Source organism: Sphingomonas sp. AC435 (genome assembly GCF_979253005.1).
Window position 1 is genome coordinate 48,090 of sequence record NZ_CEEDCJ010000010.1, and the last position, 24,330, is coordinate 72,419.

The window sequence follows — 24,330 nt, forward strand, 5'->3', positions numbered from 1 at the left end:
CGCGGCGTAAGACAGTGTGTTGACAGTTATGCGACGGTTTGGCGTCAGAACGCCGGCAGGACCGCACCGCCATATTTGCGGGCGATGAACGCCTTGGTTTCGGGGCTGCGCAGCGCCGCCACCAGCTTCTGGACGCGCGGGTCGGTCTTCGCCGCCGCCAGCCCGACGACATAGTTGACATAGGGGCTGTCTTTCCCCTCGATCAGCAGCGCGTCGCGCGTCGGGTTCAACTTCGCGTCGAGCGCGTAATTGGTGTTGATCAGCGCCAGATCGACCTCGCTCAACACCCGCGGCAGCGTCGCCGCCTCCAATTCGCGGAACTGGAGCTTCTTCGGGTTCGCGACGATATCGCGCGGCGTCGCGGACGGATCGTCCGGGTTCTTCAGCGTGATGATCCCCGCCGTCGCCAGCAGGCGCAGCGCCCGGCCGCTGTTGCTCGGCTCGTTCGGGATTGCGACGGTCGCGCCCGCGGGCAGATCGCCGATCCGCTTCCACTTGCGCGAATAGGCGCCGAACGGCTCGACATGGATGCCCGCGATCGTCACCAGCTTCGTTCCGCGCGCGGCGTTGAACGAGGCGAGGTACGGCTCGGTCTGGAAGTAATTGACGGTGATCCGCCCCTCCGCGACCTGCGTGTTGGGTTGGACGTAGTCGTTGAACACCTTCACATCCAGCGTCACGCCCTGCTTCGCCAGCACCGGCGCGACCTGCGCCAGGATCTCCGCATGCGGCACCGCCGTCGCCGCGACGGTGAGCGTGTTCGGATCGCTGGCGGACTTGCTCCCCCCGCACGCGGCGAGCGGAAGCAGGGCGATAGCGGCAAGGAGGCTGCGACGATTCATGACCTGAGTTCCTGACTGTAGCTGAAAGACCAGCGCATCACCGCCGCGTGAACCGCCGCACCAGCGCATCGCCCAGCATCTGGATACCCTGCACCAGCACCAGCAGCAGCGCGACCGTCACCAGCATGACATCGGTCTGGAACCGCTGATAGCCGAACCGGATCGCCAGATCGCCCAGCCCCCCGGCCCCGACGACACCGGCCATCGCCGTGAACGACACCAGGGCCACCGCCGTCACCGTCGCGCCCGCGACGATGCCCGGCACCGCCTCCGGCAACAGCGCGCGCAGCACCAGATCGCGGGTCGTCGCGCCCATCGCCTGCACCGCCTCCACCGTATTGCGATCGACCTCGCGCAGCGCCGTCTCGACCAGCCGCGCGAAGAACGGTGCCGCGCCCACCACCAACGGCGGGATCGCGCCGATAACGCCCAGCGAGGTTCCGACCAGCAACACGGTGATCGGGATCATCACGATCAGCAGGATGATGAACGGCACCGACCGCAGCAGGTTGACCACCAGCGCGACGACGCCGTTGCCGATCCGGCTCGCCCAGACCTGCCCCGGCCCGGTCAGGAACAGCACCACGCCCAGCGGCAACCCGATCAGGATCGTCAGCACCAGCGATCCGCCGAGCATCGCCAGCGTCTCCAGCGTGGCGCGGCCGATCTCCGCCCAGTCGATATTGGCGAACCAGCCGCTCATGCGCTTACCTCGCCGGCCCGGCCCAGTGCCGCGACCGCCGCCGCGACATCGCCGCCGCTCAAACCTAGCGTCAGTTGCCCGAAACTATCATCCTTCAGCCGGCCGATCCGACCATCGAGGATCGCGAAGTCCGTACCAGTCTCGCGCGCGATCCGCGTCAGCACCGGCTGCCACACCGCATCGCCGCGCAGCATCAGCCTCACGACCCGCCCGTCGAAATCGATCGCCGACGCATCCTCGCCCGCCACTGCGATCATCGCCCGCGTCTCCGCCGCCTGTGGGCGCAGGAACACGTCGGCGACCGTTCCGCTCTCGACCACGCGGCCCGCATGCAGCACCGCGACGCGGTCGCAGACCTGCCGCACCACCTCCATCTCGTGCGTGATGAGGACGATCGTCAGCCCGAGTTCGCGGTTCAGCTCGGCGATCAGCGCCAGGATGCTGTGCGTCGTCTCCGGGTCGAGCGCACTCGTCGCCTCGTCGCACAGCAGGATATCAGGCCCGGTCGCCAGCGCGCGTGCGATGCCGACGCGCTGCTTCTGACCTCCCGACAACTGCGCCGGATATTTCGCGCCCTGATCCTGTAACCCGACCCGCGCCAGCAGGTCTGTGACGCGCGCCGCAGTCGCCGACGCCGCCTCGCCACCGATCTTCAGAGGCAGCGCGACGTTTTCCGCCACCGTTCGCGACGACAACAGCCCGAAATTCTGGAAGATCATCCCGATCCGCCGCCGCAACGTCCGCAAGTCTGCGCCGCCGAGCGCCGCGACATCGATCCCGTCGACCTCGACCCGGCCCGATGTCGGCCGTTCCAGCCCGTTCAGCAGCCGCACCAGCGTCGACTTGCCCGCGCCGGATCGACCGATGATCCCGAACACCTCGCCTCGCGCCACCGACAGGTCGACGCCCGCCAGCGCGGCGTGGCCGTCGCCGAAAATCTTGTGGACGCCCTCCAGTCGGATCACGCGGCGATCACCTGCGCCGCAAACCGCTCCATCTCCTCCGCCTGAGGGCTGAATTGCAGCAGCAACAGATCGAGCCCGGCATCCTCGTACTCGGCGATCCGCTCCTTCACCTGCTCGGGCGTCCCGACCAGATTGGGGCGGAGGCCGCGGTTGGAGACGCTGTATTCCTGGATCTTCAGCTCCCGTTCCAACTGAGTCCCCGACAGCCACTGATCGAAATTGGCGTAGCCGGCGGGCAAGTCGCGGACCTCGGTGATCCGCGCCAATTCCCGCTTCGCCTCCGCCTCGCTGTCCCGCACGATCGCATAGGCAGCCATCCCGAACGTCATCGGCGCGCCGCCCGCAGCGGTGCGGCGGGCCTGCATGTCGGCGATCTTCGGCGCGATCGCCGACGCGGGGTCGCCGTGCATGACATACGCATCGCACTTGCCCGCGATCAGCGTCTTGGCGGTCTCGCTCTCGCCGCCTGCGTACAGGATCGGCGCGTGCAGCGGCTTGGGCGCGCAGATCGCGTCCTCGGTGCGATAAAATTGCCCCTCGAAACTGAACCGCTCCTCGCACCACAGGCCCTTCACCACATCCAGCCATTCGGACGTGCGGGCGTAGCGGTCGTCATGCTGGTCGAACTGGAGGCCGTACTGCTTCGCCTCGTCCGCCCACCACGACGACACGACGTTCAGCGACAGCCGGCCGCCGGAGATGCGATCGATGTTCGCCGCCGCCTTGGCGAACAGCGCCGGCTGGTGGAAGTTCGGCCGCACCGCCACCATCAGCTCCTGCGTCTTCGTGACGGCGGCGATCGCCGCGGCGGTCGACCACGCGTCGAGGGCGGGCTGGTCCGTGCCCTTGATATCGTTCAGGTTCAACTCGGCGATCAGCGTCAGGTCGAACCCGATCTGCTCCGCCCGGATCGCCAGATCGCGGACATAGTCCCACTCCGCCCGCATCCCCTCGTCGGCGACATTGCGCAGCCAGCCGCCGAACACCGGCATCCAATAACCGTACCTCACGCCTTCGCCTCCGCTATCGTCGTTTCCAGCCAGTCCACCAGCCGTTCATGGGGGTCCCAGCCCAGCACGCTCAACGGATCGGCGACGAAATTGGACAACGCGTTGATGTCATAGAAGCGCGCGGTGCCGTCGCGATCGTCGATCATCACCTCGACACCGCCGACATCGATCCCCGCGGCCTGTACGATCCGCTCAGCCACGTCGATCAACGCCGCATCCGGCTCGACCCGTTCGATCGCGATCGACGCCTTGCCCGGCGCGACGAGACAGACATCGGCCGGGCACAGGTCGAAACTGCCGCCGCCGTCCACGCCCAGCGCGTACAGGTATTTGCCGCCCAGCGTCTCGATCCGGGTGATCGCCCCGCCCCGCACCGGCGTATATTCCTGCACCATCAGCACACGGTCGATGCTGTCGGGCGTCGTCCCGTCCGCGACCGACGCCGCCAGCGCCGCCACATCGTCATAGCGGACGATCCCCGCGCCGGAGCCGCCGATGTTCGCCTTGACGACGATCGGGAAACGCAGCCCCTCACTCGCCGCGACCAGATCGGCTGCGCGGTGGACGATCCGCGTCGCCGGGATACCGAGGCCGAGGCCCGCGATCAGCGACAATTGCCGCGCCTTGGACGCATCCACCGCCAGCGCGGCGGGGCCGTTGACGACCCGCGCGCCCTGCGCCGCCCAATGCGCCATCAGCGCCTGCGCGTAGAAGATCGGATGCTCTGGCTGGCGCAGGAAGCTCGACATGGCGATGCGGTTGAACACCACCGGCGCGGGCGGCGTCGGGTCGGCGGGGTCGAAGCCGTGACCGTCCGCGGTCGTCGCCACATAGTCGATCCCGCGCCGGTCCAGCGCCGCGAATAGCGGCGTGAACCATGCAGGATGTTCGTACAGGATCGCCAGATCGGCCATGTCGTCCTTCAATCGCGCGCTAAGAGAGCCGGCGTCCCTAGCCCAATGGACGCCGGCCGTTTTCAGGAGTTTAGCTTTACGCCGCGATAGCCGCCCTGCTTACCGGCCGATCACGGGCAATTCGATATAGGATGCGTCGCCACCCGCATGATGCACCGCGTTGCGCGCGATCACGCCCTTCGACTCGCGCTCGTTGTCACCGCCGGTGTTCAGGTTGCGGACGAACTTCGGAAAGTTGGACGATGTCACCTCCACCCGGATCCGATGCCCGGGCAGGAACGTGTTGCTGGTCGAGATCGGCGTCGGCTTCAACGTATAGACCGTGTTCGGCGCCATCATCGCCGGCGTCGCAAAGCCGTCACGGTATCTCGCGCGCAGGATCGTATCGCCCAGGATATACGCGGTCCCGTCCGGCGCGACATCGACCAGCTTGACCGCGAAATCGGTGTCCTTCGCATCCGACGATATCTTCAGCACCGCATTGACGAAGCCCGTCACCTCGATCGGCTTGGTCAGCGGCTCGCTGCTGTAGACCAGCACGTCGCCGCGCGCCTCGATCACCCGCTGGTCGAACGCGCCCGCGGTGATGAGGCCGCCGTTGCAGCAATCCGCGCCGCCGATCGTCTGCACCGGGTTCATCGGATCATAGGTGTATCGATCCGCCATCTCGCCCGCCGGCGGGGCGCCCGCATCCAGCCGCCCATCACCGCTCACCCCGTTAGCGCGCCCGCCGGAGCGCAGGTACATCCGCACCGTCTTCGCCTCTGCCGGCGGCCACTGCGTCGCCTGCTGCCAGCGGTTCGTGCCCATCGTGTAATAGCGGATCGGGGCTGCGCGCGCCGCAAACGCCTTCATATCGCCCTTCAGCCAGCGATCGAAGAACGCATAGATCTGGCCGTCTGTGTCGAAGCTGGCATCGCCCAGATCGCGATCGCCCGACTGGAAGTTCGGCCCCAGCCGCGCGAAGGCGCAGTGCGTGTTCGGCGCGACGACGGCGAACTGGTTGGCGCTCGCCTCCTTATCGGATTTCACCGCGCGCGCATGATTGAACAGCGCCAGATTGGGCCCGATCGACACGTCGTACCACGAGTTGAACCAAAGGGCGGGAACACCCCAGCCCATGTCGTCGTGATACAGCCCACCCGTGCGCCACGCCGGATCGGCCGGTCCGGAGCGTGCGGTAAACTGTTCGAACGTGGCGGGCGGCTCGCCCAGATCCTTCAGCAGATCGGCATAGGGCAGGTGCCGGATCTGCGTGAACCAGTTCACCTCCGGCTTCTTCGCGTCGAGATCGTTGTACCGCGCGATCCGCGCCCGCGTCGGCTGGTCGAGCCCCTTTGGCAGCTCCGCGCGTAGCGGATTGTCGACTCCGTACAGCCAGATATGGAACAGCGTGCGCGGCACGCCGCCGGTGTACCAATTGCCCTGTTCCTCGAACGGCCCGACCTTGCCGATCCCGGCGCCCGACGCCATCGGCACCATCGCCGCGTGCGCCGGGTGATTCTGCGCCGCGAGCGCCAACTGCCATTCCGCTGACGAGGAACAGCCGACCGTGCCGACCTTGCCATTCGACCAGGGCTGTTTCGCGATCCACGTCAGCGTGTCGTAGCCATCGGTCTGCGGCAGACCGAGAATCTCGTACTTCCCTTCCGAGTAATAGCGCCCGCGCTCGTTCTGCACGACGAAGGCGTAGCCGCGCTTCACCGCCTCCAGCGCGCGACGGCTGGTCGCGGTCTTGTACGACAGCTCGTTATAGGGCGTCTTCCACAACAGCGTCGGCAGCGGCCCCTTCGCGTCTTTGGGACGGTAGATGTTCGTCGCCAGCCCGACGCCGTCGCGCATCGGCACCAGCGCGATCATCTCCGCTTCGACCTTCGCCGCCATCTCGCGCGCGATCGCGTCGTCGCTGTAGCGGGCATAATCCTGCGCCGGTGCCCCTGTTGCCATTGCCAGCGCGGCCGTCGCCGCCAACATCCTGCCCATCCGCATCAATATCGCCCCTTTATCGCTCGTTGGCGGGCAACCTACAGGCTGCAAAGCGGAAATCCACCGGCGCTCGTCAGTTCGCCTCACGTCCGTACATTTCCTCTAGCCACTTCGCCGCCATTGCTGTTCAGCTTCCGCGCAACCTATCACGACACGGATATCCGTTCATGGCCTCTGGTCTCGTAGCCCTTCTCGACGATGTCGCCGCGATCGCGCGTCTGGCCGCGGCGTCCGCGGATGATATCGCCGCCGCGTCGATGAAGGCCTCGTCCAAGGCGATGGGCGTGGTCGTCGACGACGCCGCCGTGACGCCGAAATACGTCTCCGGCCTGACGCCCGCGCGTGAGCTGCCGATCATCTGGCGGATCGCCAAGGGATCGCTGCGCAACAAGCTGCTGTTCCTGCTGCCCGGTGCCCTGCTGCTGAGCGCGCTGGTGCCGTGGATCATCACCCCGATCCTGATGCTCGGCGGCCTGTATCTGTCGTATGAAGGCGCGGAGAAGATCATCGAGATGGTGACCGGCCACGGCCACGGCACCGAGGACGCGGCGCTCGCCGACCAGACTCCGGAAGAGATCGAGAACCAGAAGGTCGGCGGGGCTGTCCGAACCGACCTGATCCTGTCGGCGGAGATCATGGCGATCGCCCTGTCGGAGGTGTCGGACCAGAGCTTCGCGACACAGGCGGCGGCGCTGGTCGCGGTGTCGTTGCTGATCACCGGCGGCGTCTACGGCGTGGTCGCGCTGATCGTGAAGATGGACGATATCGGCCTGAACCTGGCGGCACGGCGGAACGGCGCGGTGCAGGCATTCGGGCGCGGGCTGGTGACGGCGATGCCAGTCGTGCTGGCGGTCCTGGCGAAGGTCGGGACGATCGCGATGCTGTGGGTCGGCGGCGGCATCCTGATCCACGGGCTGGAGGAATTCCACATGGAGGCGCTCCCCCATGCCGCGCACGTCGTGTCCGATGCCGTCGCCCGCCTGACGCCGTTCGCACCCGGCATCGGGTCGTGGTTCGGCTTCGCGCTCGCCTCCGCGCTGGTCGGCCTGATCGTCGGCACGATCGTCGCGCTGATCGTGCCACGACTCGTGGCGCTGTTCGGCAAGTCCGCGCCCGCCCACTGATGGCGGGCGGGCGATCGGGGGCGGACGCGACTCGCTCAGTTCGCCGTGTCGAGGATCGGCACGAACCCGCCATAGATCATGCGCTTGCCGTCGAAGGGCATGTCCAGTGCGTGGACCCGCGGGTCCTCCATCATCTTGCTCATGCCCGCGTTGCGCGTCGCCTTGTCGGGCCATTCCAGCCAACTGAACACGACCGCCTCGCCCGGCTCCAGTTGCACGGCGCGGCGGAAATCGGTCACCTTGCCCTCCGCGATATACTCCGCCCAATTCTCCGTCCCGCGCGTGCAGCCATTCTCCGCGACGATCGCCGTCATCGTGCGCGCATGGTCCAGATACGCCTCCTTCGACGCGATCGGCACCGGTGCGAGGAAGCCGTCGATATAGCCGAACGGGCCGCCCTGCCCGCCGTCGTAGATCTCGTGGAACCCGGCATAGATCAGGCGTTTGCCGTCGAACGGCATGTCTTCAGGCGGCTTCATCCGCTCGTCTTCCATCATCGTCGCCTCGGCGGCCTTGGCCGTGTCATGGTCGGGCCACACGATCCACGAGAACACGATCGTCTCGCCATCCTCGGCGGCAACGGCGCGGTAGAAGTCCGTGAGTGTACCGTGCGGTACGTCGTCGCCCCAGCATTCCACGACCCGCGACGCGCCATATTCGAGGAACAGCGGCGCGGCCATCTGGGCCATCGCCAGATACGCGTCGCGCTTCCCGGTCGCGACGGGAATGACGAACCCCTGAACGTACGACATGATTCTCTCCTCCCTGTTATCCGCCGATCATGACTGCGTGACCAAGGATAGCCAAGACCGTCGCCACGAATGCCAGCGCGCCGGTCTTCAGATCGGGTCCGACGCGCCGGCGCACGTCATGCGGCCTGCGTCTGGCTGCCCATCGCGGCGAGTGCGGCGTCGAGGTCCATGTACATCGGCTCGAAGATATGGCCGTCCGGATCCTCGAAGCTGCGCCCGTACATGAAGCCGTGATCCTGTGGCGGCCGGATGTCCGCCTTGCCGCCAGCCGTCGCCGCCGCTTCGGTGATCGCATCCACCGCCTCCCGGCTGTCCTGCGACAGGCACAGCAGCACCTCCGTACTCTGGTGCGCGTCGGCGATCGGCTTCGGCGAAAATCCCGCGAAGAAATCGTGGCTCAGCAGCATGAACACGATCGTGTCCGAGACCTGCATCGACGCCGCCTTGCCGGGCTGGCTGAACCGCTCGTCCTTCGTCGCGCCGATCGCCTGATAGAAGGCGATGGACGCCTCCACATCCTTCACCGGCAGGTTCACGAAGATCATTTTGGCCATGCCGTCTCTCCCCTTTGCGAATCGCTGTTTGCCTTGGATGATGCATTTAGTTATCAAATACAACTATGAAGTCAGAAAAGCTAACTAGGTGGTATGACGACGCCTGCGGCACGGCGCATGCGCTGGAATTGCTGGGGGAGCGCTGGGCGATGCTCGTCGTGCGGGAACTGATGTTCGGCCCGCGCCGCTTCGGGGAATTGCGCGGCGGCCTGCCGGGGATCAGCGCGAACATCCTGACCCAGCGACTGGCGGGGCTGGAGGCAGCGGGCGTGCTGCGTCGCCGCCTCCTCCCTCCGCCCGCCGGCGTGCAGGTCTACGAACTCACGCCGTGGGGGTATGAGAGCGAACCGATCATGCAGACGCTGGGCCGCTGGGCGGCGCGGTCGCCGGATCACGACCCCACCCTGCCTTTTTCCGCGGCATCGGCGATGATGTCCCTGCGGACGATGCTGGATGTCGGCAAGGCCCGCAGCATGACCGCGACGATCGGCTTCCGCTTCGGCTCCGACTCGTTTGTCGCGCGACTGGCGAACGGCGAACTGCCCATTGCGCGCAGCGACGAGCCCGCCGACGTGACGCTCGATACCGATCCGGTCACGATGGCCGCGCTTGTCTACGGCAAGTGGCCGCTGGCGGAGGCGGAAGCCGCCGGCGCCGTCCGCGTGACCGGCGATCGGGTGACATGGGATCGTTTCGTGACGCTTTTCGCGCTGCCGCCGAAGGTGCCGGTTGAGTAGGGAGCGTCGCCTGCCCTAAGGCGTTCGGACAGAAGAGGCCCGAATGACCGAAATTTCCAATACGCAGCCCGACAGCCGGGAAACCACGATCCTCGACGCGCCCGACCGGATGGTCGGAGTGCGCGACCTGTTCGGGATCGATCTCGACATGGAGGTGCCCGCCTTCTCCGAGGCGGACGAGCGCGTGCCGGACCTTGATCCGGCCTATGTCTTCGATCACGACACGACGCTGGCGGTGCTGGCGGGCTTCGCACACAACCGGCGCGTGATGGTGCAGGGCTATCACGGCACCGGCAAGTCGACGCACATCGAACAGGTCGCGGCGCGTCTCAACTGGCCGTGCATCCGCATCAACCTCGACGCGCACATCAGCCGCATCGATCTCGTCGGCCGCGACGCGATCGTGCTGCGCGATGGTCAGCAGGTCACCGAGTTCCGCGAGGGCCTGTTGCCCTGGGCGCTCCAGACACCGACCGCGCTCGTGTTCGACGAATATGACGCCGGCCGCCCGGACGTGATGTTCGTGATCCAGCGCGTGCTGGAGACGGAGGGAAAGCTGACGTTGCTCGACCAGAACCGCGTCATTCGCCCCAGCCCGTGGTTCCGCCTGTTCGCCACCGCCAACACAGTGGGGCTCGGCGACACGAGCGGGCTCTATCACGGCACGCAGCAGATCAACCAGGGTCAGATGGACCGCTGGAACATCGTCGTCACGCTCAACTACCTGCCCGCCGCAACCGAGGCGCAGATCGTCCTCGCTAAGTCTGGCGAGTACGACAAGCCGGACGGCAAGAAGGTCGTGGAGAACATGGTCCGCGTCGCCGACCTGACGCGCAAGGGCTTCGTGAACGGCGACATCTCGACGGTCATGAGCCCCCGCACGGTCATCACCTGGGCCCAGAATGCGCTGATCTTCGGCGACGTCGGCTTCGCCTTCCGCTTGTCCTTCCTCAACAAGTGCGACGAAGCCGAACGCTCGCTGGTGGCGGAATACTACCAGCGCGTCTTCGGCAAGGACCTGCCCGAGAGCGTGGTCGGGAAGGCATAGGATCGCGATGGACAAGGCCGAGGCCCTTCGTCGACTGCGCGCCCGCGAGGACGATCTTCGGGCGCTCGGGATCACGCGGCTGGCGCTTTTCGGCTCTACCGCGCGCGACGAAGCCCATGACGGATCGGACATCGACCTCGCTGCGGCGATCGATCATGACGCCGTCCGGCGGCTTGGTCCGTTCGGCTATTTCGGTATCGAGGGATCGATCGGCGAGATGGTCGGGGCCAAGGTCGACCTCGTAAGCGAACCCGCACGCAAGCAGTGGCTTCAGGCCGAGATCGACCGGGACCGGGTCGTTGTCTTCTGATCGCGAGCGGCTGTGGTTGCGGGACATCATCGACTACAGCGATGACGTACGTGGGTTTCTGGAAGGGATGTCGTTCGAACAGATGTGCAGCGATCGCAAGACAGTCGCCGCGATCGAACGCTGTCTACAGTGTATCACCGAAGCCGCGATCCGGATCGGGGACGTCAGGATGACGGTGATCGCCCCCGACATCCCGCTGCATGCGCTCCGCGGATTGGGAAATCAGCTCCGTCACGCCTATGATGCGATCGACGTTCGGACGATCTACGACACGGTCGTCGACGACCTCCCTCCACTACGCGCCGCCTGCCTGGCGGCGCTGGAGCAGTAATGGCCAATAACGAAACCCCTCTCGACCGGTTCAAGGCTGTCCTCGGCGGCACCGCGCGCGCGTTGGCGGACGAGGCGGAGGTGGAGCTGGCCTTCACCGCCGACGTGCCGGTGCAGTCGGGCAAGCACATCAAGGTCCCGATGCCGCCCCGCGCATTGCCGCCGGAGCAGGTGGCGGAAGCCCGCGGCTTCGCGGACGGCTTTGCGCTGCGGCTGCGGTTGCACGATGCCGCCCTGCATGCACGCGGCGCGCCCGCAGAACCCGTGGCGCGCGCGGTGTTCGATGCGGTCGAGACAGCACGGGTCGAGGCGCTGGGCAGCCGTGGCTATCAGGGCATCGGCAACAATCTGGCGCAGGCGCTGGAGATGCGGATGCGCTCCGACCCCATCGGCCGCGCGCGGACCCGGGCGGAGGTGCCGCTGTCCACTGCGCTCGGTCTGATGGTGCGCGAGGCGCTGACCGGGCGCGAGACACCGGCGGCAGCGCTGCCGGGGCTGGCGCTGGTCCGCGACTGGGTCGATGCGAAGGCGGATCTGTCGGCCTTGGCGCTGGCGCTTGACGATCAGCGTGCGTTCCAGTCGCTCGCGACACGCCTGCTCGTCGATCTGGAATTGATCGAGGCCGAGCAGAAGCCCGAGGATGCAGATGAGGGCGGCGAGGAAGACGAGGGTCAGGACGAAGCCTCCGGTGACGACGACAGCGACGACGCCGAAGAAGGCGGCCAGAGCGAGGGCGAGGTCGAAGCCCGCGGCGAGCAGCAGGAGGCGGACGGCGACGAGGGCGACAGTGAAGAACTGGGTGAGGACGCGCCCGACGATCTGGACGGCGAACCCGGCGACGAGGGCGAGGACGGGATGCAGCCGGTCCGCCCCAACCGGCCGATGGCGGACCCGAGCGGCCAGTTCGACTACAAGCCGTGGACGACGCAGTTCGACGAGGTCGTCACCGCCGCCGACCTGTGCGACGCGGACGAGCTGACGCGGCTGCGCGGCTATCTCGACCAGCAACTGGCGCATCTGCAATCGGCGGTATCCAAGCTCGCCAACCGGCTCCAACGCCGGTTGATGGCGCAGCAGAACCGGTCGTGGGACTTCGATCAGGAGGAAGGGCTGCTTGACGCCGCCCGGCTGGCACGCGTCGTGACCAGCCCAGGTCAGTCGCTCAGCTACAAGGTGGAGCGCGACACCGACTTCCGCGACACGGTGGTGACGCTGCTGATCGACAATAGCGGGTCGATGCGCGGCCGACCGATCTCGATCGCTGCCATCTCGGCGGACATCCTCGCGCGCACGCTGGAACGGTGCGGGGTCAAGACCGAGATCCTCGGCTTCACGACGCGCGCGTGGAAGGGCGGGCAGAGCCGCGAGACATGGCTGGCCGCGGGACGTCCGCCGCAACCGGGGCGGCTGAACGACATCCGGCACATCGTCTACAAAAAGGCTGACGAACCATGGCGGCGCGCACGCACCAGTCTGGGCCTGATGATGCGCGAAGGGCTGTTGAAGGAGAATATCGACGGCGAGGCGCTGTTGTGGGCGCATGGCCGCCTGATCGCGCGCCCGGAGGAACGCCGTATCCTGATGGTCATCAGCGACGGCGCCCCGGTCGATGATTCGACTCTCTCTGTGAACTCCGGTTCCTATCTGGAGCGGCATCTGCGGCAGGTGATCGGCTGGATCGAGGGCAAGTCGCCCGTCGAGCTGATCGCGATCGGCATCGGCCATGACGTGACGCGCTATTACAGCCGCGCGGTGACGATCATGGACGCCGAACAGCTCGGCGGGACGATCATCGAACAGCTCGCGGCGCTGTTCGATACGGATTGAATGCTGCAAGACCAGTGCGCCACCGGGCACGCCCTACCCGATCGCGGCGTCCAGCATCTCCAGCGCGACCATGACGCTGCGGTCGCGCACCGGATCGCGACCGATATCACCGAAATGACATTCGCGGTGCGTCGTCTCGCCGACTCTCGTTGCGCAGGCGATGTGGACGAGGCCGGGCTCGTCGTCCGGCCCCGCCGGCCCCGCGAAGCCGGTGATACCGACTGCGACATCGCCGTGCGAGTGCGTCAGCGCGCCCTCCGCCATCGCGATCGCGGTATCGCGGCTGACGACGCCGCACTGGGTGATGCGACGCTGTTCCAGCCCCAGCAATTCGCATTTCGCCACTTCGCTATAGACGACGAAGCCACGCTCGAACGCACCCGATGCGCCCTCGATGTCGGTCAGCAGCGATGCCAGTTGTCCGCCAGTGCAGCTTTCCGCCGTCACGATCGACAACTCGCGTTCGGTCGCACGCTCCAGCACTCGACGCGCCCTGACCGCCGCTTCTGACTCCGCCGCTTCTGATTGCATAACCCTTGCGATCCTCTCTCGACCGGATCAACCCACCACCCCGGCGACGGTTTCCAGCCAAGTCGTTGACCTGAAGCAACTCTCTGCTTTCGACATCGCGTACCGTCGCGGCTAGACGATGACTCGATGTCGATCGCGATCCTACCGCCGGAGGGGGGCTTTGCCGGCCCTGTCAAACGTTCGGTGACGATCGCCGGCCATCAGACCTCGATCAGTCTGGAGCCGGGCTTCTGGACCGCACTGGAGGCCGCCTCTGCGCGGCGCGCCTTGCCGCTGTCGGCGCTGGTCGCGGCGATCGACGCGGTCCGCATCGGCGAAGATGATCCACCGAATCTGGCGAGTGCAATCCGGTCATGGTTGCTGGTGGAGGTTACAGGCACGACCCAGGACCGATCTGCCAATGCGCGACTATGAGCGCACCTCCCGCCTCGATTGGCGATGCCCCATGTTTCGAAAACTGAAAATCAGTCGCAATAGCGTTGACAATGCGAACGACTCTCAATAGCGGAGCCTTAACGAAATAAGGGGGTCTCCAGTGTCCAAAACGTCCGTGTCGTTCCTTGCTCTGTCGTGCGTCGGCTTCATCGCTTCCGCACCGGCGCTTGCGGCCGACGATGTCGCGAAGGCGACGACCGCCACTCCGGCCACCGGCACGAACGACCAGGACGGCAAGGCGCGCGCCGAGCGCGACGACATCATCGTCAACGGCAAGGTCGAGGCCGCACCCGCAGAGGTCGAAAGCCCGAAGGCGACCTCGGCGATCATCGACACACCGCAGACGATCACGGTCATCTCCGACCAGACGCTGCGCAAGCAGAACCTCCAGACGCTGCGCGACGCGCTCCAGACCATCCCCGGAATCACCTTCGGGGCGGGCGAAGGCGGCGGCGGGTATGGCGACAGCATCAACCTGCGCGGCTATTCGGCGAACAACGACATCACCGTCGATGGCGTCCGCGACAGCGCGCAGTACAGCCGCACGGACCCGTTCAACCTGCAACAGATCGAGGTCTACAACGGCGCGAACTCCGTCTTCAACGGCGCGGGTAGCGTCGGCGGGACGATCAACCTCGTCACTAAGGAGCCGCGGGCGGAGGATTTGACGATCATCCAGGGCGGCGTCGGCACCGACGATTACTGGCGCGGCGCGGTCGATGCGAACAAGCGCGTGACGGACACTATCGCGGTGCGGCTGAACGGCGCCTACCACCGCAACGACGTGCCCGGTCGCGATGTCGAGCGGTACAGGCGCTGGGGCATCGCGCCGTCGGTCACGATCGGCATCGACACGCCGACCAGCCTGACGCTCGCCTATGTCCATCAGGAGGACCGCAACACCCCGGTTTACGGCGTCCCCTATTACAAGAACGCGTTGTATGACGGCGAACTGCCCGGCGTCGACCGCAGCGATTATTTCGGCATCCGCAACCTCGACCGGCAGGATACGAACGTCGATCGCTTCACCGCAACCTTCCGCCACAAGATCAACGACCAGTTGTCGGTCCGCAACCTGACCCGCTGGCAACGGGTGGCGCAGTATAGCGTCACGAGCGCGCCGCAAGGGACCTTCTGCCTCGCCGCGACATCGCGCACGCCGACCGGCGGTGCCTGCACCGCGTCGCTGACCAACGTGGTCGATGCCGCCGGCGTGTTCCGCACCGCGGCCAACCCGCTGTCGGTCAGGGTGCAGCCCGGCTTCTTCCAGCCGAACGGCCCGCGTGGACTGGTCCGCGATCAGGAGAACCAGCTGCTCTACAACCAGACCGATATCCGGCTGGAGACGGGCACGAAGGGGGGCATCCGCAACGTCGCCAATATCGGCATCTCCGGCACGATCGAGGATTACACGATCACCAACGCCTCGCTGCCGCGCAGCGCGCTGGGTCAGGCCGTCGTGCAGCCGCAGATCAGCATCAGCAATCCCAACACCGACTATACTGGTCCCGTGAACCTCACCGTCACCGGCCAGTCCAAGTCGGAGACGCGCAATCTGGCGGTGTACGCGTTCGATACGCTGGAACTCGGCCGGTACTTCGAACTGAACGGCGGCGTTCGGTGGGAAGTGCAGGACGCCACCTTCCGCGGCCTGCCGCTGACCGTGGTGCCGCCGGGATCGACGCAGCTGAGCGCGGCGGCGCAGTTGCCGCAGACCAGCCACGAACGGCTGTTCTCCTATCGCATCGGCGCGGTGTTCCACCCGGTGCAGAACGTCAGCATCTATGGCGGTTACGGCAATTCGAAGACCCCGTCGTCGGCGACCGTTCGCCTCGGCTGCGGGACGCCGACCGCCTCCGCGACCGGCACCGCCCTGCCCTGCGAAGTGGCCCCCGAAACCGCCAAGAATTACGAGGCGGGCATCAAGGCGGGGCTGTTCGACCGCCGTCTGGAACTGACCGCAGCGGTGTTCCGCAACGAGCGCACCAATTTCCGCGTCGCCTCCAACGATCCGGCACTGCCGGCGGCGACGCAGGTACTGGACGGCCGCGCAAGGGTCGACGGCATGGCGGTCGGAGCGTCGGGCACGATCACGAAGAACTGGACGATCTTCGCCAACTACACCTATCTCGACGGCGAGGTCCTGCAATCGGTGTCGGACGCCTGCATCGCCAACCCCGGCAACGGCACCGCCACCAACAACCCGTGCGCGAACTCGGGCGCGCTCCCCGACCCGCAGCGCGGCACTGCGTTCGTGCAGACGCCCAAGCATTCGGGCAGCCTGTTCACGACGTACAAGCTGCCGTTCGGACTGGAGGTCGGGTACGGCCTGACCTACCAGGGCAGCTTCGCACTGAACGCCGTCTCGCTCGCCGCGCCGACGCAGTTCCGGTCGGACGATTATCTGACCCACCGCGCCTACATGGCGTACAGCTTCGCAAACGGGCTGACCGCGCAGCTGAACGTGCAGAACTTCACCGACGAGAAGTACTTCACCGGCATCCGCAACAACGGCTGGGCGACACCGGGCGACCGACGCTCGGCGGTGTTGAGCCTGTTCTACAGCTTCTGAGCTTGCTAGCTCCTCCCCGGCCCCCTGGCCGGGGAGGAGACCCGCGCCCCGGAGGCGAGATGGAAGGACCCGCATGCTGATCGCCATTCCCGACGTGCTCGATGCGGACGGCGTGGCGCGCGTGCGGGCGACGATCGACGCGGGCGAGTGGGTCGACGGCAACGTCACCTCAGGGCCGCAAGCGGCGCTGGCCAAGCGCAACCAGCAATTGCTGGAGGATACGCCGGCGGCGCGCGAGGCGGGCGGCATGATCCTCGACGCGCTCGGCCGGTCGCCGCTGTTCGTGGCGGCGGCGCTGCCGCTGAAGGTCTTCCCGCCCCTGTTCAACCGCTACGCCGGCGGGCAGGATTTCGGGCTGCACGTCGACAATGCCATCCGCATGAAGCGCGGCACCGATTTCCGCATCCGCTCCGACCTGTCGGCAACCGTATTCCTGGAAGATCCGGCCAATTACGATGGCGGCGAATTGGTGATCGAGGACCAGTTCGGGCCTCAGACGGTGAAGCTGCCCGCCGGCCATATGATCCTCTACCCCGCATCCAGCCTGCACCGCGTGACGCCGGTCACGCGCGGAGTACGGACAGCCAGCTTCTTCTGGTTGCAGTCGATGGTCCGCGATGACGGCGAACGCCGCACGCTGTTCGAACTGGACCGCGCCGTGCAAGCGGTAGCGGGCGACCGCGGTCAGGGCGACGCCGCCGTGGTGCAGTTGACGGGCGTGTACCACAATCTGCTGCGGCGCTGGGCCGACGCCTGATTTGACCGCACTGCCGAGTGCTGCCACGGCGCGGCGCATGGCGCGGAAGCGACGGAAACGCGGCAATCGCAGGCTTTGGATCGTGCTGGTCGGCGCGGTGTTGGCCGCTGTCATCATGGCGGTCGCGATCCGGCCGGGCCTGCTCGATCGCATCCTGCATCCGGGGCGCTATGCCGTGTCGGGCGAGGCCCGCCTGCCGGTCGGGCGCTATGCCGAGGCCGGCGCGGCGGTGCTGGGCGGTCGCGTCGCGCGGCTGATCCTGCCGATCGACAGCGGACCGATCATCGTCGCCGGGACGCGCACCGCGTTCCTTGATCCGCCGACCGCGCACGTGCTGGGCGTGACCGACGCGGACGGTATCGACGGTTGGCTGCACCGCGCGCCGGGCGGGTTGCCGCCGATGTCAGACCCAGCGCAGCCGGTCGACATCGTCGCGGCGCATGCCCGCGCGCAGGTGACGGGCGGGCGGCTGGCGACGATCGACTGGCCCACCGCCCGCAACCCGGACTGGACGGTGACCTTTGCCGGCGGCGGGCGCTCGGTTGCGATCAAGGTCGCCGACGACACCGGCGCGGCGATCGCGGCCCCCGCGAGGTAGTGTCCCCGTGTCCCCGCGGAGGCGGGGACCCAGTGACTTGGCTCCAGACACTGGCCTCTCGCCCTCGCACGAGAACGCGAGCCCCTACCGCCCCAGCAGCACCCGCGCCTGCCCGGCGATCTGCGCCAGCATCGCCGCGTTGGGCTGCGCCGCGTGCCGTGCGCGATCGATGACGGCGCGGAACTGGCCGACCCGCGCGGCATTGCGCGTTAGCCACGCATCGACCGAACCCTGCGGATCGGAGCCGCCGCAGCGGGCCAGCCAGTCGAGCCGCAACTGCTGGAAATCGCGGGCCAGCCCCGCGATCAGCAGCCGTTCCCACGGATCGGACGGAGTGATCCGCGCCGCATTCGCCTGCGCCCAGTCGAGACCCAGCGCCTGCCCAAGGTGCGTGAAGGCGCGTGTCAGCACCGCCTCCTCCTGCCCCAGCCGCGCGCCGAGATCGGCCAGCCCGACCGCGCCGTCCAGCGCGAACAGGCGCACCGTCCGCGCCGACAGGTCGGCGGGGGCGCCGGCCGCTTCCAGACCGGCGGCGATGCGCGACGCCTGATCGCGCGCCTCCTCCTCCAGAAGCGTTTCGATGCCAGCGTCGAGCTGCGTGATCCCCGGCGACAACCGGTCGAGCAGTTCGCCCACCGTTGCACCCGGTGCGGCAACGCGCAGCAAGTCGGCGATGTGCGACCGCGTCGCCAGCGCCACCTCGTCGAACAGCGCGATCCGCGCCGCCTCCGGCATCGTCCCCGTCTCGATCGCCGCCCACAGGTCGTTCAGGCCGAACAGCCGCTCCGCCACCACGAACAGCGTCGCGATGTCGCCGAGCGCCGCACCTTCCTCCTCGGCCAGTTCGAACGGGTAGAGGATGCCCAGACGGTTGACGATCCGGTTCGCCAGCTTGGTCGCGACGATCTCGCCACGCAGGCGATGCTGATCGATCGCCTCGGCGAACCGCTCCTGCATCGCCGGCGGGAAGGCCGCGTGCAGGTCGGGCAGCAGCGCCGGCTCCATGCCCAGATCGGTCTGCTCGATCGCGTCCTGCAATGCGAGTTTCGCGGTCGCGAGCAGCACCGACAGTTCCGGCCGGGTCAGCCCCCTGCCCTCCTGCCCGCGCCGCAGCAGGTCCTCGTTGCCTGCCAGCCCCTCGACCTTGCGATCGAGATGGCCGCTGGCTTCGAATATCTCGATCACGCGGACATAGCTGGGGATCGCCGCCGCCCCGTCACCCTCGGCGATCGACAGCGCCAGCGTCTGGAGCCGGTTATCCTCCAGCACCAGATGCGCAACATCGTCGGTCATGCTGGCAAGCAGCGTATTGCGATCCGCCTCCGCCAGCCGGCCCTCGTTCATCTCGCGGTTCAGCGCGATCTTGATGTTGACCTCATTGTCCGAGCAGTCGACGCCCGCCGAATTGTCGATGAAGTCGGTGTTGATCCGCCCGCCACGGTTCGAGAACGCGATCCGCGCGGCCTGCGTGACGCCGAGATTCGCGCCCTCGCCGATCGCGGTGACGCGCAGCTCCTCCGCATCGACGCGCAGCCGGTCGTTCGCCGGATCGCCCACGGTCGCATTATTCTCCGTCGCCGCCTTCACGTATGTGCCGATACCGCCGAACCAGAGCAGGTCGGCGGGCGCCTTCAGGATCGCGGAGATCAATGCGGTCGGCTCCAGCGCATCGGCGGTGATGCCCAGCGCCGCCTTCACCTCCGGGGTGATGGCGATCGACTTCGCGGTGCGCGGATGGATACCGCCGCCGGTGGAGATCGGCGCGGCGTAATCCGCCCAGGACGACCGCGGCAGCGCGAACAGGCGCGCCCGCTCCTCCCATGACACCGCCGCGTCCGGGTTCGGATCGAGGAAGATGTGGCGGTGATCGAACGCAGCGAGCAGCCGGATCGACTTCGACAGCAGCATGCCGTTGCCGAACACGTCGCCCGACATGTCGCCGCAGCCGACGACGGTGATCGGATCGACCTGAACGTCGGTACCACGCTCCGCGAAGTGCCGCTGGACCGAGACCCACGCGCCCTTGGCGGTGATGCCCATCGCCTTGTGGTCGTACCCCTGCGAGCCGCCGCTGGCGAACGCATCGCCCAGCCAGAAGCCGCGTTCCAGCGCCAGCGCGTTGGCCACGTCGCTGAACGTCGCCGTACCCTTGTCGGCGGCAACGACGAAATACGGATCCTCGCCGTCCAGCACCCTGACGCCCTGCGGATGAACGAGCTTGCCGTCGACGATGTTGTCGGTGATCGACAGCAGCGAACGGATGAAGATGCGGTAGCTCTCCGTCCCCTCCGCCAGCCACGCGTCGCGATCGACCGCGGGCGACGGCAATTGCTTGGGATAGAAGCCGCCCTTCGCGCCGGTCGGCACGATGACGGCGTTCTTCACCCGCTGCGCCTTCATCAGGCCGAGAATCTCGACGCGGAAATCGTCGCGACGATCGGACCAGCGCAGGCCGCCGCGCGCGACCGGACCGGCGCGCAGATGGATACCCTCGACCCGCGGCGAATACACCCACACTTCGCGCCACGGCACGGGCGCTGGCAGACCGGGGATCAGTGCGCTGTCCAGCTTGAACGCCAGGGCCTCCTCAGATGCCGGCGCATAGGCGTTGGTGCGCAGGCACGCGGCGATCAGCGCACGGTACGCGCGCAGGATGCGGTCGTCGTCGATCGCGGATACCGCGTCCAGGCCGGCGGTGATCGCCGCCTCCGCCTCGTCGACGCTGCCGGTCGCCGCCGGGTCATGCGCGGCGGCGAACCGCGCCACCAGCGCCCGAGCCACGTCCGGCGCACGGCGTAGCGCATCGACGACGGTGGTCAGCCCGTACGTCAGCCCCGCCTGCCGCAGATAGCGGAACCACGCGCGCAGCAGCACGACCGATGAGGGCGCGAGGCTTGCGTCCACGATCAGGCGGTTGAACGCGTCGTTCTCGGCCTTGCCCTCCAGCACCGCGGCAATCGCCGCTTCCAGCACCGGATTGTCGCCCTCGGTCCCGCCAGCGACCACGAAGTCGTGGACGAATGCGTCACCAGCTTCGCGCAGCCGCGTCGGCAACTCGCCGATGACGCGGAAGCCGAAATTCTCCAGCACCGGCACCGCGTCCGACAGCGCCAGCGCACCGCCCAGCTTGTAGATCTTGAGCTGTCGGTCCTCGCCCGGCTGCGACGGCAGGATGCGGACGGCGCGGCCATGCTCGTCCTCCAGCGCGGACAGGCGAACGATGTCCGCCGCCGCTTCCGCCGCCGCCGACACGTTGCGGTAATTCTGCGGGAACGCCGCGGCCCAGCGCAGTGCGAGCCGCGCCGCTCGGGCGGCGGGCACCTGATCGGCCAGCGCGGCCTCCACGTCGGGCACCCACCCGCGCACCATCCGCTCCAACCGCTGCGCCAGCGGGGCGACCTCCGGCAGTGCGCCGCCGGTGCCGCGCAGATCGAGCATGTAGCGGATCAGCGCGACCTGCCCGTCCTCCAGGGCGATCGACCAGTTCAGCAGGCGCGCATTACCCGCCTCCTCCAGCATGTGCCCGATCGCGACGCGGCGACTGGTGGTCACGTCGTCGCGCGGCAGCCAGACGAAGCCGAACATGTGCCGGCCCAGCGGCGACTTCACCAGCACCAGCGCCGGTCGCGGCCGGTCCGCCAGCGACATCGCGGTCAGCGCCAGTTCCTCCAGCGAGGCCGCGTCGAACCCGACCACCAGATCGTGCGGCAATGCCGCCAGCGCGTGCGTCAGCGCCTTGCCGGTATGGCCGCGCGGATCGAAGCCGAACTTCTCCTCCAGCGCAGACAGGCGCGCGCGCAGCATCGGCACGTCGCGCGGCGGCGTCGCCAGCGCGGCGCTGGTCCACAGGCCGGCGTGGATCGACAGGCCGGCGACGCGTCCGCCCTCCATGACCGGCATCACCACGAGGTCGACCGGGACGGCGCGGTGGACGCTGGACACGACGTTCGACTTCAGCAGCAACGGCGGCTGGTTGCCCGCCTCGAACCACTCCACCGCCAGCTTGCGCGATCCTTCCGCCAAAATCGGTCGCGGCTGCGGATTGGCGAAGATGCCCAGCGCCTGCGTGACGCTGCCGTCCGTCCGCCACGTCTCGTGCCCCAGTAGCGTTAACTTGCCGTCGAGGAACCACCGCAACAACGCCGCCCCCTCGCCCGACCACAGCGCGTCGGCGTCGCGCGCCAGCACCTTCTTCAGAGCGTCCCAGTGGGCGACGGCGGCACGCACATCGGCCAGCGCCGCGGCGAGATCCTCGACCAGCTCGCGGCGGTCGCGGGCGTCGGCGCGCTCCATCTCCAGATAGATCATCGATTCGGCGCGGGGGCCCTCGCCCAGCGTCGTCAGCCGGCCGTCCGCGTCGCGGGTGACGGGAACGACGGGGTGGATGATGCGGTCGATCGCAATGTCCTGCGCGGTGATCGCGGCGGCGACCGAGTCGACCAGGAAGGGCATGTCGTCGTTGACGATCGCGACCCGCATCCGGCGGCGGACGTCGTCGGCGGCGATCGGCTCCAACGCGATCGCCGGCTGTCCGGCCAGCCGCGTCGCGGCGGTCGCGGCGACGAACTGCGCAGCGGTTTCCACCTCTGCGGGGCCGAAATCGCGCAACTCGCCCGGAAGCGCGCCGACGGTCAGCCGGGCGGCGAGCGCGGCTGTGATGTGTTCCATCTCCATGCCGTGCCCTATGCGCCCGGCGGCGGGGCTACTCAACCCCGCGGAGCCACGTCACTTCTTGCGGCTCGGTGCCTTCGTGGCGAGCGCCCGAGCGGTCAGCTTCGCGTCGTGGTGGTGGGCGATCACGTCGAGCATCCCGTCCTTGCCGACGCGCGCGACCAGCACGACCGTGTCGCCGGCGCTGGCTCCGGTATCCAGTTCCAGCCGCGCCAGCACCGGCCGCTCTGCCGCGACGGGAGCCGGCTTCGGAGCGGGACGGCGCGCGTTGCGCTCGGCGGCGACGATCGCCTTGATCCCGCCCTCGAAACTTTCGAGAAAGCCGGCCAGCCCACCGCGCGCGATGCCCGAACGCTGCGCATGGCCCAGCACGGACGCGAACTCGGTGATGCGCGTTTTGTCGTAATCCGCGCCGAAGACAAGCTTCACGATCGGCGTCATCGGCGCGCGCGCCTGCACCGTCAGGCCAGCGTCGGCGAGCAGTTCCTGATAGCCCTCCGCGTCCTCGGCCGCGACCAGCGCGAAATCATGCGCGCGACCCAGCGCCCGGTACAACGCAGCCCGGCTGCGCGTGTCGGCGGCATTGACCTGCGCCGCCGTCTCCCGCGCCAGCACCAGCGCATCGCCCAGCGTCGCCGCCGGGTCGGCCTCGCGGCCATCGATATCGTGGTCCGTCTCCGCACCGGGGCCATCGGCCCACACCGCCGCTTCCCCCGCCCGCGGAGCAGCCCGAACGGCGGCCTCGAGTTCCGAATCCAGCGATGCCTGGGTCAGCGGATCGGCGGCTTCCTTCCAGTTGATGACCCCGTAGATGAAGTCGATGTCCTGCCCCGCACCCGACGAGAACGGCATCAGGATGCCGCGATAGGCGGTCGTGCGGCCGCGGGTGCTGACGAATTCCGCCTCGAACCCGATCGGCGCGCGGTTGGCGATGATCTGTAGATAATGGTCGGTCAGGCGCGACAGCAGTGAGCGGCTCGGCACGTTGGCGATATGCGACGGCGGCGTATCCAGCCCGCATTCCTCGCGCAGTGCGCCGCCGAGATAGGCGATCGCCGGATCGGCCACGTCGCCGCCGAAGTCGAGCAGCACGCTGTGCGGGCCGAAGTCGACGATGTTCTCGGGCTCCAGATCCTCGATCGACGGATAGGCGCGGCCCTTCAGCAACGACACCCAGTGATTATAGGCGCGCACGTGCATGCGCCGCTCGTCGCCACCCAGGTCGAACATGCGATCGTCGACATTCCCCTCGGCGTTCGGATCGCCCGCGTCGACGGACACCTGATCCTCCAGCCCGAAATCGTCCTGCGGAAAGTCGTCATGCGCGAAATCGTGCGCGCCGAGATCGGCGCCGCCGGTGAACGCATCGCGCTCCCTGAAATCATCCCGACCGAAGCCGTCCTGACCGAATCCCATGTTCATCGTCGCGCTTTCCTTGACCCGGACCCGCTTCTGCACCCGATTTGGTAAACGCGACGTAAACCGCCCTCGATGATCGATCCCGCTCGCAGCCCCTTGCCAGCCCCCGAACCTGCTGGTAAGCGCCGCCCCCTCGACCGGGAACACCGGTCCGGGCCGCTTTAGCTCAGCTGGTAGAGCATCGCATTCGTAATGCGGGGGTCACAGGTTCGAGTCCTGTAAGCGGCACCACCGACAGCATCGCT

Annotated in this window: 21 protein-coding genes and 1 tRNA gene; 11 read left to right on the forward strand and 11 right to left on the reverse strand. The window is 67.6% G+C overall.

Going from position 1 to position 24,330, the window contains the following annotated elements:
- Window positions 1-44 precede the first annotated feature (44 nt).
- From AC0CH8_RS16345 to AC0CH8_RS16370, 6 genes are all read right to left on the reverse strand, one after another.
- Window positions 45-842 (reverse strand): MetQ/NlpA family ABC transporter substrate-binding protein, encoded by a 798-nt coding sequence (locus AC0CH8_RS16345; protein WP_465240806.1) that lies wholly within the window; start codon window positions 840-842, stop codon window positions 45-47.
- A gap of 37 nt (window positions 843-879) precedes the next feature.
- On the reverse strand, window positions 880-1,545 hold the full coding sequence (locus AC0CH8_RS16350; RefSeq protein WP_465240807.1) for a methionine ABC transporter permease: 666 nt from the start codon (window positions 1,543-1,545) through the stop codon (window positions 880-882).
- Complete coding sequence (locus AC0CH8_RS16355; RefSeq protein ID WP_465240808.1) at window positions 1,542-2,510, reverse strand: methionine ABC transporter ATP-binding protein; 969 nt, start codon at window positions 2,508-2,510, stop codon at window positions 1,542-1,544. The genes AC0CH8_RS16350 and AC0CH8_RS16355 overlap by 4 nt, the downstream gene beginning before the upstream one ends.
- Complete coding sequence (locus AC0CH8_RS16360) at window positions 2,507-3,520, reverse strand: LLM class flavin-dependent oxidoreductase (RefSeq protein WP_465240809.1); 1,014 nt, start codon at window positions 3,518-3,520, stop codon at window positions 2,507-2,509. The genes AC0CH8_RS16355 and AC0CH8_RS16360 overlap by 4 nt, the downstream gene beginning before the upstream one ends.
- Window positions 3,517-4,434, reverse strand: coding sequence for an ATP-grasp domain-containing protein (locus AC0CH8_RS16365; protein ID WP_465240810.1), 918 nt, complete (start codon window positions 4,432-4,434; stop codon window positions 3,517-3,519). Before AC0CH8_RS16365 ends, AC0CH8_RS16360 begins: the two co-directional genes overlap by 4 nt.
- Window positions 4,435-4,533: 99 nt before the next feature.
- Window positions 4,534-6,417 (reverse strand): CocE/NonD family hydrolase, encoded by a 1,884-nt coding sequence (locus AC0CH8_RS16370; protein WP_465240811.1) that lies wholly within the window; start codon window positions 6,415-6,417, stop codon window positions 4,534-4,536.
- 170 nt (window positions 6,418-6,587) lie between these two features.
- On the opposite strand from AC0CH8_RS16370, the gene AC0CH8_RS16375 reads away from it, so the two are divergent.
- A complete protein-coding gene (locus AC0CH8_RS16375; protein ID WP_465240812.1) occupies window positions 6,588-7,544 on the forward strand; it encodes a DUF808 domain-containing protein in 957 nt (318 codons plus the stop codon).
- A 35-nt stretch (window positions 7,545-7,579) separates the two neighbouring features.
- Here AC0CH8_RS16375 and AC0CH8_RS16380 read toward each other — a convergent pair whose 3' ends face one another.
- On the reverse strand, window positions 7,580-8,296 hold the full coding sequence (locus AC0CH8_RS16380; RefSeq protein ID WP_465240813.1) for a DUF1428 domain-containing protein: 717 nt from the start codon (window positions 8,294-8,296) through the stop codon (window positions 7,580-7,582).
- Between the two features lie 116 nt (window positions 8,297-8,412).
- Window positions 8,413-8,850: a VOC family protein gene (locus AC0CH8_RS16385; RefSeq protein ID WP_465240814.1), complete on the reverse strand. Its 438-nt coding sequence runs from the start codon at window positions 8,848-8,850 to the stop codon at window positions 8,413-8,415.
- 65 nt (window positions 8,851-8,915) lie between these two features.
- On the opposite strand from AC0CH8_RS16385, the gene AC0CH8_RS16390 reads away from it, so the two are divergent.
- Genes AC0CH8_RS16390 through cobT form a run of 5 tightly spaced genes read left to right on the forward strand, consistent with a single transcriptional unit; the run spans window position 8,916 to window position 13,102 of the window.
- A complete protein-coding gene (locus AC0CH8_RS16390) occupies window positions 8,916-9,587 on the forward strand; it encodes a winged helix-turn-helix transcriptional regulator (protein ID WP_465240815.1) in 672 nt (223 codons plus the stop codon).
- 43 nt (window positions 9,588-9,630) lie between these two features.
- A complete protein-coding gene (cobS, locus tag AC0CH8_RS16395; protein WP_204197455.1) occupies window positions 9,631-10,635 on the forward strand; it encodes a cobaltochelatase subunit CobS in 1,005 nt (334 codons plus the stop codon).
- 7 nt (window positions 10,636-10,642) lie between these two features.
- Window positions 10,643-10,945 carry a nucleotidyltransferase family protein gene (locus AC0CH8_RS16400; protein WP_204197454.1) on the forward strand — a complete coding sequence of 101 codons (303 nt, stop codon included), beginning with the start codon at window positions 10,643-10,645 and terminating at the stop codon, window positions 10,943-10,945.
- Window positions 10,935-11,276, forward strand: a complete 342-nt coding sequence (locus AC0CH8_RS16405) for a HepT-like ribonuclease domain-containing protein (RefSeq protein ID WP_204197453.1) — start codon at window positions 10,935-10,937, stop codon at window positions 11,274-11,276. Before AC0CH8_RS16400 ends, AC0CH8_RS16405 begins: the two co-directional genes overlap by 11 nt.
- Window positions 11,276-13,102 carry a cobaltochelatase subunit CobT gene (gene cobT, locus AC0CH8_RS16410; protein ID WP_465240816.1) on the forward strand — a complete coding sequence of 609 codons (1,827 nt, stop codon included), beginning with the start codon at window positions 11,276-11,278 and terminating at the stop codon, window positions 13,100-13,102. Before AC0CH8_RS16405 ends, cobT begins: the two co-directional genes overlap by 1 nt.
- A gap of 33 nt (window positions 13,103-13,135) precedes the next feature.
- On the opposite strand, the gene AC0CH8_RS16415 is transcribed toward cobT, so the two are convergent.
- Complete coding sequence (locus tag AC0CH8_RS16415; RefSeq protein WP_465240817.1) at window positions 13,136-13,633, reverse strand: CinA family protein; 498 nt, start codon at window positions 13,631-13,633, stop codon at window positions 13,136-13,138.
- Window positions 13,634-13,759: 126 nt separating this feature from the next.
- Between AC0CH8_RS16415 and AC0CH8_RS16420 the strand changes: the two genes are divergently transcribed.
- The 4 genes from AC0CH8_RS16420 (at window position 13,760) to AC0CH8_RS16435 (ending at window position 17,995) form a co-directional block, all read left to right on the forward strand.
- The gene (locus AC0CH8_RS16420) at window positions 13,760-14,047 is read left to right on the forward strand and encodes a ribbon-helix-helix domain-containing protein (RefSeq protein ID WP_465240818.1); all 288 of its coding nucleotides are present in this window, start codon (window positions 13,760-13,762) and stop codon (window positions 14,045-14,047) included.
- Between the two features lie 121 nt (window positions 14,048-14,168).
- Window positions 14,169-16,640, forward strand: coding sequence for a TonB-dependent receptor (locus AC0CH8_RS16425; RefSeq protein WP_465240819.1), 2,472 nt, complete (start codon window positions 14,169-14,171; stop codon window positions 16,638-16,640).
- Window positions 16,641-16,713: 73 nt separating this feature from the next.
- Window positions 16,714-17,397 (forward strand): Fe2+-dependent dioxygenase, encoded by a 684-nt coding sequence (locus AC0CH8_RS16430; RefSeq protein ID WP_465240820.1) that lies wholly within the window; start codon window positions 16,714-16,716, stop codon window positions 17,395-17,397.
- A 37-nt stretch (window positions 17,398-17,434) separates the two neighbouring features.
- Window positions 17,435-17,995, forward strand: coding sequence for a hypothetical protein (locus tag AC0CH8_RS16435; protein WP_465240821.1), 561 nt, complete (start codon window positions 17,435-17,437; stop codon window positions 17,993-17,995).
- 84 nt (window positions 17,996-18,079) lie between these two features.
- On the opposite strand, the gene AC0CH8_RS16440 is transcribed toward AC0CH8_RS16435, so the two are convergent.
- Both AC0CH8_RS16440 and AC0CH8_RS16445 read right to left on the reverse strand, forming a co-directional pair.
- Window positions 18,080-22,663: an NAD-glutamate dehydrogenase domain-containing protein gene (locus AC0CH8_RS16440; protein ID WP_465240857.1), complete on the reverse strand. Its 4,584-nt coding sequence runs from the start codon at window positions 22,661-22,663 to the stop codon at window positions 18,080-18,082.
- A 57-nt stretch (window positions 22,664-22,720) separates the two neighbouring features.
- The gene (locus AC0CH8_RS16445; protein WP_465240822.1) at window positions 22,721-24,088 is read right to left on the reverse strand and encodes a PAS domain-containing protein; all 1,368 of its coding nucleotides are present in this window, start codon (window positions 24,086-24,088) and stop codon (window positions 22,721-22,723) included.
- 152 nt (window positions 24,089-24,240) lie between these two features.
- Between AC0CH8_RS16445 and AC0CH8_RS16450 the strand changes: the two genes are divergently transcribed.
- Window positions 24,241-24,316 (forward strand) — tRNA-Thr (locus tag AC0CH8_RS16450).
- Window positions 24,317-24,330 lie beyond the last annotated feature (14 nt).